We start from the raw sequence: 14,472 nt of genomic DNA on the forward strand, positions 1-14,472 counted from the left end.
GGCGCTTCCGCCTGCCGGCGGCGCTTAAGCCGAAAGGCGAACGACCAAAGTTTGAAGCCCGATGACTTGAGCCGGCGGGTGACGGCGACGTATGGTCCGGGATGAATGCAGAGGCGGTCCGGAGACGACGACCGCCCGCTCGAGGAAACACTCGCAGCCCGTCGCCACCGCGAAGGACACGGGGCCGCCGGCTGCCATGACGATGTGAGGAGTTGCGCGATGTCGACGGAAAAGGTCTATCCGGTGAGCCCGGAATGGGCTGAGCGGGCCTATATCGACGACGCCAAATATCAGGCGATGTACGAGGCCTCGATCCGCGATCCGGACGCATTCTGGGGCGAGCACGGCAAGCGGATCGACTGGTTCAAGCCCTATACCAAGGTGCAGAACACCTCGTTCGCGCCCGACAACGTCTCGATCAAGTGGTTCGAGGACGGCACGACCAACGTCTCGCACAATTGCGTCGACAGGCACCTTGCAAGCCGCGGCGACCAGGTGGCGATCATCTGGGAAGGCGATGATCCGAAGGACGATGCCCGCATCACCTACCGGGAGCTGCATGCCCATGTGATGAAATGGGCCAACGTGCTGAAGGCCCAGGGCGTGAAGAAGGGCGACCGGGTCACCGTCTACCTGCCGATGATCCCGGAAGCGGCCTACGCCATGCTCGCCTGCGCGCGCATCGGCGCCGTCCATTCGGTGGTGTTCGGCGGCTTCTCGCCCGACAGCCTGGCCGGCCGCATCGAGGATGCCGGCACGGCCGTGGTGGTGACCGCCGACGAGGGCCTGCGCGGCGGCCGCAAGGTGCCGCTGAAGGTCAACGTCGATGCCGCCTGCGACAAGGCGGCCGGCATCGTGAAAAGCGTCATCGTCGTCAAGCGCACCGGCGGTGGCGTGGCGATGACCGCCGGACGCGACCACTATTTCGACGATCTCGCCGCCAAGGTGCCCGCCGAATGCCCGGCCGAGCCGATGAATGCGGAGGATCCGCTGTTCATCCTCTATACGTCCGGCTCGACCGGCAAGCCGAAGGGCGTGCTGCACACGACGGCAGGCTATCTCGTCTTCGCGTCGATGACCCACCAATATGTCTTCGACTACAAGGACGGCGACATCTACTGGTGCACCGCCGATGTCGGCTGGGTCACCGGCCATAGCTACATCCTCTACGGGCCGCTCGCCAACGGCGCCACCACGCTGATGTTCGAGGGCATTCCGACCTATCCTTCGATCTCGCGGTTCTGGGAGGTGGTCGACAAGCACAAGGTCAATACCTTCTACACCGCGCCGACCGCCATCCGCTCGCTGATGGGTGCCGGCGAGGCGCCGGTGAAGAGCACCTCGCGCGCCTCGCTGCGCCTGCTCGGTTCGGTCGGCGAGCCGATCAACCCGGAGGCCTGGGAATGGTATCACCGGGTGGTCGGCGAGGGCCGCTGCCCTATCGTCGACACCTGGTGGCAGACCGAGACCGGCGGCATCCTGATCACGCCCCTGCCGGGCGCGACCAAGCTCAAGCCCGGCTCGGCGACGCGGCCCTTCTTCGGCGTCAGGCCGGAAGTGGTCGATGCCGACGGCAAGGTGCTGGAGGGCGCGACCGAGGGCAATCTCGTCATCGCCACGTCCTGGCCCGGCCAGATGCGCACGGTGTTCGGCGACCACGAGCGCTTCGTGCAGACCTATTTCTCGACCTACAAGAACAAATATTTCACCGGCGATGGCTGCCGGCGCGATGCCGACGGCTATTACTGGATCACCGGCCGCGTCGATGACGTGATCAACGTGTCCGGCCACCGCATGGGCACGGCGGAGGTCGAAAGCGCCCTTGTGGCGCATGCCAAGGTCTCGGAAGCCGCGGTCGTCGGCTATCCCCACGACATCAAGGGCCAGGGCATCTATGCCTATGTCACGCTGATGACCGGGGAGGCGCCGAGCGAGGACCTGCGCAAGGAACTGGTCGCCTGGGTGCGCAAGGAGATCGGCCCGATCGCCTCGCCCGACCTCATTCAGTTCGCGCCCGGGCTGCCGAAGACCCGCTCCGGCAAGATCATGCGCCGCATCCTGCGCAAGATCGCAGAGGACGAGTTCGGCGCGCTCGGCGACACCTCGACGCTGGCCGATCCGGCGGTCGTCGACGATCTCATCGCCAACCGGCAGAACCGCAAGGGCGCCTGAGACCCGATGGCCGGCCGGCGCGCCGCGCTTGCCCTGATCCTGTGCCAGGCGGCGGCCCTTCCGGCCGCCGCCTGCGTTTCCGATACCGGCTTCGAGGTGACCGGGCTCAGCGCCGATGGGCCTCTCGTGCTCGCCGCGGCCGATGGCCGTCGCTTTCGCCTCGTCGCGCTGGCCGGCGAGGTCCTGGTCGCGCCCGATGGTCCGCTGCGCCTCGTTGCGCTCGGCGCGACCGACCGGCACGGCCGCGTGCCGGCCCAGGCCTTCGGCCCGGATGGCCCTGTCGAGATCCCATTGCTGCGCGAGGGCCGCGCGCGGCTGACGGCGACGCGGCTCGTGCCGCGCGATTGCTGGACACTGTTCGAACGCGCCGAAACCGAAGCGATTCGGGCGCGCCGCGGGCTCTGGGCCGGCGCCGGCGCGCCGATTTCAGCCACCGATGCCGATGCTCTCGCCCGCGCCGACGGGCGTTTCGCCATCGTCGAAGGCCGCATCCGCAGCGTCCGCAGCCAGGGCCGGACGACCTATGTCAATTTCGGCGCGCCACAATCCGGTGCCCTGACTGTAACCATATCTGACCGCGACATGGCCACTTTCCGCGAGGTTGGGCTTGAACCTGCCGCAATCCGTGGGCACATGCTGCGCGTGCGTGGGATCGTGACGATCCGGCGCGGCCCCTTTATCGCGGCGGCGATACCGGAGGCCCTCACCATCGCGGAGCCGCCATCGGGCGGTGCTAGGTAGCGGCGGACCGTGATTCGGTTCGGACGAGCACAGAAGCATTTGCGCTGGGTGGCAGGCCCGGCGACATTGGCGCTTACCCTCCTGCTGGCCGCTTGCGCGACCGCGCCCGACCCGGCAGCGAACGTACCGACGCCGACGCCGGCCCCGACCGAAGCGCGCCTGCCGCCACTGACCACACGCGATCATTCGCGCATCCTGACCGCTTTCGGTGGCGAATATGACGCGCCGGCCATCCAGCGGCTGGCCTCCGATATTCTCGACCGGCTCGGTGCGGCCTCGGACCGGCCGGACCAGCGCTATCGGCTCACGGTGCTCAACTCGCCCTCGATCAACGCCTTCGCGCTGCCGTCGGGCCATCTCTACATCACCCGCGGCATGCTGGCGCTGATCAACGACGTCAGCGAATTCGCCGCCGTGCTCGGCCATGAAATGGCGCATGTCTCGGCGCGCCACGCCAACCAGCGCGAGGATCAGGTGCGCACCAGCGAGCTCGTGGCCGTCATGCGCGCCCGTCTGCTCAACGACGTCGCCGGCGCCGAGCAGCGGCGCGAGGCGGCACGCGTGTCGCTGGCGAGCTTCTCGCGCACGCAGGAGCTGGAGGCCGACGCGATCGGCGTGCGCCTGCTCGCCAAGGCCGGCTTCGACCCCTATGGCGCCTCGCGCTTCCTGCAGACCATGGAGCGCAACGCCGCCCTGCGCAGCCAGGCGCAGGCGGCGAGCGGCGGACCGGATTTCATGGCGTCCCACCCGACGACGCCCGAGCGGATCCGCCAGGCGGTGCTCGTCGCCCGGCAATATTCGGGCCCGGACGGCATGCCGCGCGATCGCGAGCGCTATCTGCGCGCGCTCGAGGGCGTGACCTATGGCGAGGATCCGCGCCAGGGCTTTGTGCGCGGCCGCAGCTTCATCCATCCCCGGCTCGGCTTCACCGTGACCGCGCCGGAGGGCTTCACGCTCGAAAATTCGCGCGCGGCGGTCACCGGCCTCGGCCCGAACGACATGGCGATCAGGCTCGATGTGGTGCGCGTGCCGTCCAACCAGTCGCTGACCGCCTATCTGGGTTCCGGCTGGATCGACGGGCTCGCCGAAAGCTCGGTCGAGGCGGTCACCGTCAACGGCTTCCAGGCGGCGACCGCGATAGCGCGCGGTCCGGACTGGTCGTTCCGCATCTTCGTGGTGCGGTTCGGCAGCGAGGTCTACCGGCTGATCTATGCCGCGCGCGACCTCAATGGCGAGGTCGACCAGATGTTCCGCGCCTCGATGGAGACCTTCCGCCGCCTCAGCGCCGCGGAAGCTGCGGTGAAGCAGGTGCGCATCCGCACCATGCGCGCCGGCCAGGGCGACACGGTCGAGACCTTCCTGCCGCGCATGCAGATCACCGACCGCCCGGCCGAGCGCTTCCGGGTGCTCAACGGCCTCGGACCGGACGAGGAACCGCGCGGCGGCGAGCTGGTCAAGATCATCCAGGAATGACCGTGCGCGGCGCCGGCGGATCGTTCATCGGACCACCATCACCGCATCGCGGGCGAGCCGCGGCAGGATCTTGGCGAAATCCTCGCGCCGGATCGCGACGCAGCCGGCGGTCGGCGTGAAGCCGTCACGCGCGCCGTGCCAGAAGATCGCGCTGCCGTAATGCCGGCGCACCGGCCGGTCGTTCCAGCCGAGCTCGACGATCACGTCATAGAGATGGTCGGAGCGGGCCAGGGATTCCTCGGCCGAGCCGGGCGGCCGGCTGATCAGCCGGTTGTAGCGCCGGTCGCCCGCATCGTCGCACCAGGCATCGGTTGGCCGGATCGCTCTGACGGCCTGCAGGCTCGCCGGGCGCCGCAGCCGGTCGCTGCGGTAGAACACGCGGCGCAGGGGCAGGCTCGCGCGCGGCGTCCGGCCGTCGCCTTCGCGCTTGACGGCATGGATGCCCGACCGGCCGAGGGCGCACGGAAAGGACGCCTCGCCGACGCGAAGGACGCCCCGGCTCGGCCGTCCGGGCAGGCTATGAACAAAAATCCGGCTGACCAACCGTTTCGCCATCATATCGACACTTGGATTGCTAGCTAACCGCCCTGGGAATTTCAGGTTAGAAGGCTGAGATGGATTCGGTAATACCGCCGGACATTTGCACGACATGCTGTTCTGTGTCGTAGTCGAAACCTCACCTTGACGGCCGCCCCCTTCCTTTTTCTGGGTGATTCGATGAGCCAAGTGCGAAAGATTCTGCTCTGCGACGATGATGCCGACATGCGCGAGGCGCTGGCGGAACAGCTGGCGCTCCACGAGGAATTCGAGACGAGCACGGTCGATTCCGCAGCCAAGGCGATCCAGGCCACCAAGGGCGAGCATATCGACCTCCTGATCATGGACGTAGGCCTGCCCGACATGGACGGGCGCGAGGCGGTCAAGATCATGCGCAAGGGCGGCTTCAAGAGCCCGGTGATCATGCTGACCGGCCATGATACCGATTCCGACACGATCCTCGGCCTCGAGGCCGGCGCCAACGACTACGTCGTCAAGCCGTTCCGGTTCGCCGTTCTGCTCGCCCGCATCCGCGCGCAACTGCGCCAGCACGAGGCGAGCGAGGACGCGGTGTTCCAGATCGGTGCCTACAGCTTCCGGCCGTCCTCCAAGCTCCTGGTCACGGAGAAGAACGGCAAGATCCGGCTGACCGAGAAGGAGACCGCGATCCTGCGCTATCTCTACCGGCAGGGGCTGAAGCCGGTCTCGCGCGAGGTGCTGCTGTCGGAGGTCTGGGGCTACAATTCGGGCGTCACCACCCATACGCTCGAAACCCACATCTACCGCTTGAGGCAGAAGATCGAAAAAGATCCCGCCAATGCGTCATTGCTGGTCACCGAAGCCGGCGGCTACAAGCTCGTCCCCTGAAGAGCTAGTGTCCCGAATCTGAAATTCGCTTAAGTCTGATTGCCGAGCGCAGAGCGAATTTCGGATACCAGGACACTAGTAACGTATTGATTTCTAGTGTCGCCTCGATTTCGAAGTTCGCCCAGAGCTTGATTTCGAAATGGAGCGGACTTCGAAATCACGACACTAGACGGCTTTCGATGGCTCTCGACGATGACATCGCCCTGCTTGCGCGCGTGCCGCTCTTTGCGTCCCTCGGCCAGGAGCCGCTGCGGCTGCTCGCCTTCTCGGCCGAGACGCGGACGGTGCGTGGCGGCGACATCCTGTTCCGCGAAGGCCAGGCGGCGGATGCCGGCTTCGTCGTGGTCGAGGGCGCGTTCGTTCTCAGCAGCGCCAGCGGCATAGCCGAGCGCGTCGTCGGGCCGGGCGTGCTGCTCGGCGAGATCGCGCTGATCGTCGAGACGCTGAGGCCGGCGACGGCCACGGCGCGCGGCGCATCCTCGGCCATGCGGGTGCCGCGCAGCCTGTTCCGCCGCATCCTCGTCGAGTTTCCCGAGGCGGCGCGGCGCGTGCACGGCGAGTTCCGCCGCAAGATGCAGGCGACCACCGATGAGCTCAACCGCATCGGCGGCCTGTTCACCGCCATCGAGGAGCGCTGAAACACGCCCCGCGCGCGGCTTGCTTGACGAAACGTCAACAGCCGCCCAATGTCCCCTTCCGGATGCACAGTCGGCAATTGCAACCCCTATGTCGCCCGGTCCCGGAACAGAGGCGATCGCTCGCGATCGCCCGCCTCGCAAGCACCGGAGAATGAGCCATGGTCCAGCCCGGCGGGCGGAACAGCCTTACGCGCCAGAGCCGCTCTGAACTGTCGCGCCGCTTTGCGGGTCTCCTGGTTCTGTGCGGCCTGCCGCTGCTGCTTCTGGTCGTCTATCTCTCCTGGTCGACCTATGGCCGTGCCGAGGTCACGGCGCAGGCGCGCGAGCATCTCGTCGAACATGTCACGCTCGTCGCCGGCATCGTCGCGACCTTCACCGTGCTCGCGGCGCTGATCTGGCGCCAGTTCGTCGCGCCGGCGGTGGCGCTCGCCCGCTACGGCATCGAGGCGACCAAGGGCGGCATGCCGGCTCCCGCCGTGCCGGCGCCGTGGATGCCGCTGCGCCAGCAGATCGAGGCGGCGGTCGGCGAGCGGATCGCGCAGATCCACCAGCTGCGCGCCATGATCGACGGCATTCCGCTGCGCACCGTCTATGTCGACCACAACCTGATCTATCGCGACGCCAACCGGGAATTCCTGGAATTCCTGGGCAAGACGGCGGACGAAGTGCTCGGCCACACCGTCGGCGAGATCCTCGGGCCCCGCGTGGTTGCCGAATATCAGGCGATGAGCGACCAGGTGCGCAGCGGTCAGACCATGCGCTGGGAAGGCTGGATCAACTTCATCGAAAAGGGTGATCGCTACCTGCAGGTGTCGCTCATTCCCTATATTCCCGTCGGCGAGACGGAAGTCGGTTTCCTCACCTTCACACGCGACCTGACCGAGCTGAAGCACGGCGAGCAGCAGCTGGCGCTGAACATCGATGCGCTCGCCCGGTCGGAGGCGCTGAACAAGGCGGTCGTGCAGTCCTCGCTCGATGCCATCATCGTCGCCGACGAGGACTGGCACGTCATCGAGTTCAACCCGGCGGCGGAGGCGATGCTGGGCTTCACCCGCGACGAGGCGCTCGGCCGGCTCGCCTGGGATCTCGTCGTGCCGTCCAGCCAGCGCGAGCCGCAGATAGCGACCATGGAGCGCTACAAGGCCAAGACCGATGTCGGCAGCCTTGCGCGCCGGTTCGAGACCGAAGGCCAGCGCAAGGACGGCTCGGTGTTTCCGGTCGAATATTCGGTCAATACGGTGCGCTTTGCCGGCCACCGCCTGTTCATGGCCCATGCCCGCGACCTCACCGAGGCGCGGCGCATGGCGAGGGAAGCCCAGGCGAGCCGCGAGCGGCTGCACCAGATCGAAAAGCTCTCGGCCATGGGCTCGCTGCTCGCTGGCGTCGCTCATGAGCTGAACAATCCGCTGGCCATCGTGATCGCCCAGTCCTCGCTGCTCGTCGAAAAGGCCGAAAGCGAAGAGGTCAAGCGGCGCGGCGACCGCATCCGTGCCGCCGCCGAGCGGTGCGGCCGCATCGTCAAGAGTTTCCTCGCCATGGCGCGGCAGAAGCCGCCGCAGCGCGATGCGGTCGACATCAATGCCGTCGTTTCCGGCGCGCTCGACATGGTCGCCTATGGCCTGCGCAGTTCCGACATTGCGGTCGAGACCGTGCTCGCCGGCGACCTCCCCGCCATTACCGGCGACCGTGACCTGCTCTCGCAGGTCATCGCCAATCTCGTCATCAATGCGCAGCAGGCGCTGATGGACCGGCCGGCGCCGCGCCTGATCCGGGTGGAGACGCGGCTGGCCGGCGACCGGGTCGGCATCACGGTCGAGGACAACGGACCGGGCGTACCCCCCGATCTCGCCCGGCGGGTGTTCGACCCCTATTTCACCACCAAGCCGGCCGGGGTCGGCACTGGCATCGGCCTGTCGATCTGCCGCAATGTCGTCGAGGCGCATGGCGGCACGATCGCGCTTGCGAACGGTCCGGATGGCGGCGCCCGCTTCGATATCAGCCTGCCACGCAGCGACGACGAGCGACCCGCCATTCCGGTCGCGAGCGACCCGGCCGGCCATCGCGGCCTGTCGGTGCTGATCGTCGACGACGAGGCGGATGTCGCCCGCAGCCTGGCTGAAATGGTGGAAGGCCTCGGCCATCGGCCGCGCGTGGTCGACCGGTCGGTCGTCGCGCTCGAGCAGATCGAGCGGACGGTGTTCGACGTGGTCTTTGCCGACCTGCGTATGCCGGGCCTCGACGGCATCGATTTCCGCGACCGGGTGCATGACCGCGACCCAAAGCTCGCCGAACGGACCATCATCGTCACCGGCGATACGGTGGCCGGGCCGGATCGGCTGGCGCGCGCCCAGGGCGCGGACGTGGTCGTGCTGGAAAAGCCGTTCACGCTCGACGACGTCCGGCTGGTGCTCGCCAAGGTCGCCACCAACGGCCTCGCCGCGCGGCTCAAGGTCTGAGGGCAGCGAGTGGCGACTAGCGAATAGGGAATGGCCGGCGCTCCGGAGAGCTGGGATCTGCTCCGCGCTCCCGCCCGGCATCCCCTATTCGCTATCCGTCGTCAGGCGTGAAGCCGGGGCGCGCCGGTCGCGGGACCGGCCATGACATCGGTCATCGTGCCATAGGCGAGCGCCCAGGCTGCCTGGGCCGATCCATCGAAGGCTTCGCCGAGGGTTTCGGCGAGCGCCGATAGCAGCGCCTCGCCGACGACATTGTCCTGATCCGGCTCGGCGCCGTAGCCGACATGCCGGAGACCGAGCGCCCTGACATCCTCGATGACCGCGTCGAGATCATCGAGCGCCAGGATGGCATGGGCCAGCGCCTTGACGAATTGCTGGCGTGCGGGACGCATATCGGCAGGAAACAGCGGCCGCAGGGTCGGGTCGACATAAAACAGCGCATCGTAGAAGGCAGCCGCGAAATCGTCCTTGCGCTCGGCGACGATGCCGAACTGGCGGCGAATGAGACTGACCTGCTGCGGTGTCATGATGCTGTCTTGGGCCTTGCCGTTGCAGTCCCACCAGCCTCCGCCTCGCCTCCTTCCCCGTCATGCCGCGGCGCGCCGAGTGCCGTTTCGATTATTTCGGCCCGCATGTTCCGGCCGGCACGAGGCGTGCTCGCCTGAAACACGGCGGTCGGCGGCGCGCCATCATTGAGCGAACCTCGCAGCCGAAGCTGCGCGAACGGCGGGACAGGAGTTGGCGGATGGCCCACGTCGCCCAGGCAGTCGGAACGGGGCGGCGCAGGGCCGCGCTAGGGGTGGTCGTCGAGACCGCCGGCGGCCGCATGCGCGCCGTGGCTCGGCAGATCGAAGACATAGCCGTGGCCGCGCACGGTGCGGATCGCTTCGGTGTCCAGCTTGCGCCTGAGGCGGGCGATCCGGGAATCGATGGCCCGGTCGAAAGCCTCCTCGTCCTCCGCCGGCGCCCGCTCCATGATTTCCTCGCGGGTCAGAACCTTGCCGGGACTGTCGGCGAAGGCCCTGATCAGGGCGACCTCGCCGGCCGAAAGCCGTTCGGTCGAACCGTCGGTCCGCAGCACGCGTGCCGCCACGAGGTCGACCGAGGTCGTTTCGAAGACCACCAGATTGTGCCGGCGGCCCAGCCGCCGCTGCAGAATGCCCGCCACCCGAGCGGCCAGCTCGCGCAGCTCGACCGGTTTCTGCACATAGTCGTCGGCGCCGAGCTCCAGCCCCAGAACCCGGTCGACGGGATCGGGATTGCCGGTCAGCACCAGCACGGCAATGTCGCTTGCAAGATCGGTGCGGATCAGGATGTCGATGCCGCTCTCGCCGGGCAGGCCGACATCCAGGATGATGAGATCCGGCCGCTCGCGCGCAAGATAGGGCTCGAGCTCCCAGGCGGCACCGAGCCGGTCGACGTCGTAGCCGAGGTCGACCAGATATTCATGCACCGCCTCGACCCAGTCCGGCTCGTCGTCAAGGATGGCGATGCGACCGCGCCGCGCCATGTCGGGACCTCACTTCGGCACTTCGTTCCCATCGATCGCCCGGGTCTTGGCCCGCGCCGCATCCGTGTTCCGCGGGCCGTGCGCCAAGGGCGCGAACCGGCATGTTGAAACTCGTGACAGTTCATCCTAGTGCGGAGTGCTACAGGCTGTCATCATGGCTCAAACAGCAAGGGCATGACGAATGAAGACAACGGTCGCCATCGTCGACGACGAAGAGCATCTGCGCGAAGCCGTTGCCGAATATCTCGACCTTCAGGGGTTCGAGGTGTTAACCTATCGTAATGCGCTGGCCTTCCGTGAGGAGAGCGTCGGAAAGACCATCGACGTCGCCATTCTCGACATAGCGATGCCGGGCGAGGACGGGCTTTCACTTGCCCGTTTCATTCGCCGGTCGGGCGGCACCGGGATCATCATGGCGACGGCCGCCGGCAGGCCGATCGACCGCATCGTCGGGCTCGAGATCGGCGCTGACGACTATCTCGTCAAACCCTACGAGCTGCGCGAGCTGCTGGCCAGGATCAAGAGCGTGCTGCGCCGGGTCAAGGCGGCGCCGGCGGGGGCCGCCGCGGCCGCCGCGGGCGCTGCGCCCGAAGGCCGTCACCTGAAGTTCGGCACCCTGACACTCGATCTCGATGCCCGGCGGCTGGTCGACGGTCAGGGCATCGCGATCGACCTGACCGCCATGGAGTTCGATCTGCTGCAGGCGCTGGCGACGCGGCCGAACCGGGTGCTCTCGCGCGGGCAGCTGCAGGAATTCGCCCATGGTCGCAGCGCCGAGGAAAGCGACCGCTCGATCGATATCAGGGTGACGCGGCTGCGCAAGAAGATCGAGCCGGATCCCGAACATCCCCGCTTCATCAAGACCGTCCGCGGCGAAGGTTATGTTTTCGTCCCCGGCGGTGGTTGAACCGCAGGCCGACCATCGGGACGATTCCGTGCTGGCTCCGGCGCGCAGGGCCACCCATATCAATGGAGCGGCGTCCGGAACCGCCGCGCCGGCGTTTGCCGTCGCGGTGCCAAAGACGCTGTTTCGAGTCTTGGGCAAGGCAGAACCGCCGCCGCTGCCGTCGACGGACAGGTGTCGCCAAGCATTCGCGGCGGGATGGGATTCACGGTATCGGTAATTTGAATCATTTCACCGCATATTTGATTCACATGGTATGAAGCACAACTTCCGCACACCACATCTCGTAGTGAACGAATCATGACTCGGCAGGTGTCAGCGATTCGGCCCTGATTCGTTCCAGAGTCGTTCTACTCGTCATCAGCCAGGCGGGCGGTACCGAAATATCACTCCTTTCGGCCAGCCGCGTGCTACAACCCCCACGCCGTCGCGGCCTCCGCGCGGCGTCTGTCGAGCTCTGCATGACCTCATCCTTGCCGCCATTGCCTCCTGCCCATCGCGGGCGCGGGGTTACCGCAGTCCTCGGTCCCACCAATACGGGCAAGACCACGCTCGCGATCGAGCGCATGGTCGCGCATCCCTCGGGACTGATCGGCCTGCCGCTGCGTCTGCTCGCCCGCGAGGTTTACGGAAAACTCGTCGCCCGGGTCGGCGAGGCGCAGGTCGCGCTCATCACCGGCGAGGAGAAGATCAAGCCGGCCGGCGCCCGCTACTGGGTCTCGACGGTCGAAGCGATGCCGCTCGATATCGACGTGTCGTTCCTGGCCATCGACGAAATCCAGATCGCGGCGGATCTCGACCGCGGCCACGTCTTCACCGACCGACTGCTCAATCGCCGCGGCCGCGACGAGACGATGCTGCTCGGTGCCGCCACCATGCGCGGCCTCATTGAGAAGCTCGTGCCCGGCACCAACATCGTCACGCGGCCGCGCTTCTCCAATCTTTCCTTCGCCGGCGAGCGCAAGCTCACCCGGCTGCCGCGCCGCTCGGCCATCGTCGCCTTCTCGGCCGACGAGGTCTATGCCATCGCCGAGCTGATCCGCCGGCAGCGCGGCGGCGCGGCGGTGGTGCTCGGCGCGTTGTCGCCGCGCACCCGCAACGCCCAGGTCGAGATGTACCAGTCGGGCGATGTCGATTATCTCGTCGCGACCGACGCGATCGGCATGGGCCTGAACCTCGATGTCGAGCACGTCGCCTTTGCCGCCGACCGCAAGTTCGACGGCTATCAGTTCCGCCGGCTGAACCCCGTCGAATTCGCCCAGGTCGCCGGCCGCGCCGGCCGCTCGACGCGCGATGGAACCTTCGGAACCACCGGGCGTTGTCCGCCGTTCGAGCCTGAACTCGTCCAGGCGCTCGAGGCCCATAGTTTCGACGGCGTGAAAGTGCTGCAATGGCGCAACACCGATCTGAATTTCTCATCCGCCGAGACCTTGCGCGAGAGCCTCGACGTGGTGCCGACCGAGCCTGGTTTGACCCGCTCGCCGCTCGCCGAGGACCAGCGCGTGCTGGAGCTGGCGCTGCGCGACGAGGACGTGCGCAACCGCGCCAGGGGCAGGGCGGCCGTGTCGAAACTGTGGGACGCCTGCCTCATGCCGGATTATCGAAAGATATCGCCGGCGAGCCATGCCGACCTCGTAACCACTATTTTTGGCTTCCTGACGGGCCGTTCCGGCCGGATTCCGTCCGACTGGATCGCCTCGCAGGTTGCCTTCGCCGATCGCATCGACGGCGACATCGACACGCTGTCCAACCGCATCGCCCATATCCGCACATGGACCTTCGCCGCCAACCGTCCGGACTGGGTCGACGACCCCGTCCATTGGGAGGGGGAGACGCGACGGGTCGAGGACAAACTGTCGGATGCGCTTCACGAGCGCTTGACGCAGCGCTTCGTCGATCGCAGGACGAGCGTGCTGATGCGGCGCCTAAGGGAAAACACAATGCTTGAGGCCGAGATCACCAGGACCGGAGACGTGACCGTCGAAGGCCAACATGTCGGGCGGCTGGACGGCTTCCGCTTCACGCCGGATCCGTCGGCCGGCGACGGCGAGGCCGGCCGGGCATTGCGGGCCGCGGCCTCGAAGGCGCTGGGCGGCGAAATCGACGCGCGCGCCGAAAAGCTGAGCGCCTCCGGCGACGATGCCTTCATCCTGTCGAACGACGGCACCATCCGGTGGCACGGCGATGCGGTCGCCAAGCTGGTCGCCGGCGACAAGGTGCTGTCGCCGCGCGTGCGCATTCTCGCCGACGAGCATCTGACCGGCACGCCGCGCGATCAGGTGCAGGCTCGGCTCGATCTCTGGGTTCACGCCCAGATCGAAAAGCTGCTCGGGCCGGTCACCGCCCTCGAGCGTTCGGAAGAGCTGACCGGCCTTGCCCGCGGTGTCGCGTTCCAGCTGGCCGAAGCGCTCGGCGTCATCGAGCGCTCGAAGATCGCCGAGGAGGTCAAGCAGCTCGACCAGGAGGCGCGCGCTGCCCTGCGCAAGCTCGGCGTGCGTTTCGGCGCCTATCACATCTATCTGCCGGCGACGCTGAAGCCCGCTCCGCGCGCGCTCGCCCTGCAGCTCTACATGCTCAAGGCCGACAAGCTGGAGGCCAAGGGGCTGAGCGAACTGCCGGCGCTTGCCGCGTCCGGCCGGACCTCGATCGCGGTCGATACCGAGATCGACAAGGAGCTCTATCGTTTTGTCGGCTTCCGAGCGCTCGGGCCGCGCGCCGTGCGGGTCGACATCCTGGAGCGCCTCGCCGATCTGATCCGGCCGGCGCTCGCCTGGCGCCCGGGTTCGGCGACGCCGGAGCCCGCCGGTCATTTTCCCGGCGGCGGCTTCACCGCGACCGTCGGCATGACCTCGCTGGTCGGCTGTTCGGGCGATGACTTCGCCTCGATCCTGAAAGGCCTCGGCTATCGCTCGGACAAGCGACCCGCGCCGCCGCCGAAAGTGGAGGCGGCGCCTGCGACGATTGCGCCTGTGGTTCCGCAGGTCGCGGATGCCGCCGCCGAACCGGTTGCCGGCGAAACAACCGTCGCGCCGGCCGCGCGGCCGGTGGCCGTGCTGGTCGCCGGGCCGGACCTGATCGCCAGCCCCGAGCCGCTCGAACCGGCCGCGCCGGCCGCCGCGGTCACGGAAGCGGCGACCGAAGCGCCGCCGGTGGAGGAGCTGGCGGCCGAGGCCG

At 67.6% G+C, this 14,472-nt stretch carries 11 protein-coding genes; 8 read left to right on the top strand and 3 right to left on the bottom strand.

The genetic code is table 11. From position 1 onward, the window contains the following. The first annotated feature begins 219 nt into the window (after nucleotides 1-219). The 3 genes from acs (at nucleotide 220) to OZ671_RS17750 (ending at nucleotide 4,386) form a co-directional block, all read left to right on the top strand. The gene (gene acs / locus OZ671_RS17740; protein WP_268861972.1) at nucleotides 220-2,172 is read left to right on the top strand and encodes an acetate--CoA ligase; all 1,953 of its coding nucleotides are present in this window, start codon (nucleotides 220-222) and stop codon (nucleotides 2,170-2,172) included. A 6-nt stretch (nucleotides 2,173-2,178) separates the two neighbouring features. Next, nucleotides 2,179-2,913, top strand: a complete 735-nt coding sequence (locus tag OZ671_RS17745; protein ID WP_268861973.1) for a hypothetical protein — start codon at nucleotides 2,179-2,181, stop codon at nucleotides 2,911-2,913. A 66-nt stretch (nucleotides 2,914-2,979) separates the two neighbouring features. Further along, nucleotides 2,980-4,386: a M48 family metalloprotease gene (locus OZ671_RS17750; protein WP_038302515.1), complete on the top strand. Its 1,407-nt coding sequence runs from the start codon at nucleotides 2,980-2,982 to the stop codon at nucleotides 4,384-4,386. Between the two features lie 24 nt (nucleotides 4,387-4,410). Here the strand turns inward: OZ671_RS17750 and OZ671_RS17755 are convergent, their stop codons facing one another. After that, nucleotides 4,411-5,184: a L,D-transpeptidase family protein gene (locus tag OZ671_RS17755; RefSeq protein ID WP_268861985.1), complete on the bottom strand. Its 774-nt coding sequence runs from the start codon at nucleotides 5,182-5,184 to the stop codon at nucleotides 4,411-4,413. On the opposite strand from OZ671_RS17755, the gene OZ671_RS17760 reads away from it, so the two are divergent. The 3 genes from OZ671_RS17760 (at nucleotide 5,104) to OZ671_RS17770 (ending at nucleotide 8,884) form a co-directional block, all read left to right on the top strand. Further along, complete coding sequence (locus OZ671_RS17760) at nucleotides 5,104-5,790, top strand: response regulator transcription factor (RefSeq protein ID WP_268861974.1); 687 nt, start codon at nucleotides 5,104-5,106, stop codon at nucleotides 5,788-5,790. The two genes, OZ671_RS17755 and OZ671_RS17760, sit on opposite strands and share 81 nt — an antisense overlap. A 179-nt stretch (nucleotides 5,791-5,969) precedes the next feature. Further along, the gene (locus tag OZ671_RS17765; protein ID WP_038302490.1) at nucleotides 5,970-6,428 is read left to right on the top strand and encodes a cyclic nucleotide-binding domain-containing protein; all 459 of its coding nucleotides are present in this window, start codon (nucleotides 5,970-5,972) and stop codon (nucleotides 6,426-6,428) included. Nucleotides 6,429-6,586: 158 nt separating this feature from the next. After that, nucleotides 6,587-8,884: a PAS domain-containing hybrid sensor histidine kinase/response regulator gene (locus tag OZ671_RS17770; RefSeq protein ID WP_268861975.1), complete on the top strand. Its 2,298-nt coding sequence runs from the start codon at nucleotides 6,587-6,589 to the stop codon at nucleotides 8,882-8,884. A 101-nt stretch (nucleotides 8,885-8,985) separates the two neighbouring features. On the opposite strand, the gene OZ671_RS17775 is transcribed toward OZ671_RS17770, so the two are convergent. Continuing rightward, complete coding sequence (locus OZ671_RS17775) at nucleotides 8,986-9,411, bottom strand: globin domain-containing protein (RefSeq protein WP_268861976.1); 426 nt, start codon at nucleotides 9,409-9,411, stop codon at nucleotides 8,986-8,988. 266 nt (nucleotides 9,412-9,677) lie between these two features. Then, on the bottom strand, nucleotides 9,678-10,394 hold the full coding sequence (locus OZ671_RS17780) for a response regulator transcription factor (protein ID WP_038302492.1): 717 nt from the start codon (nucleotides 10,392-10,394) through the stop codon (nucleotides 9,678-9,680). Between the two features lie 181 nt (nucleotides 10,395-10,575). On the opposite strand from OZ671_RS17780, the gene OZ671_RS17785 reads away from it, so the two are divergent. Both OZ671_RS17785 and OZ671_RS17790 read left to right on the top strand, forming a co-directional pair. Then, nucleotides 10,576-11,301: a response regulator gene (locus OZ671_RS17785; RefSeq protein ID WP_268861977.1), complete on the top strand. Its 726-nt coding sequence runs from the start codon at nucleotides 10,576-10,578 to the stop codon at nucleotides 11,299-11,301. Nucleotides 11,302-11,759: 458 nt separating this feature from the next. Beyond that, the coding region (locus tag OZ671_RS17790) for a DEAD/DEAH box helicase (RefSeq protein ID WP_268861978.1) at nucleotides 11,760-14,472 on the top strand (2,713 nt) is incomplete at its 3' end.

Source organism: Phreatobacter sp. AB_2022a (genome assembly GCF_026847585.1).
Lineage (GTDB): Bacteria > Pseudomonadota > Alphaproteobacteria > Rhizobiales > Phreatobacteraceae > Phreatobacter.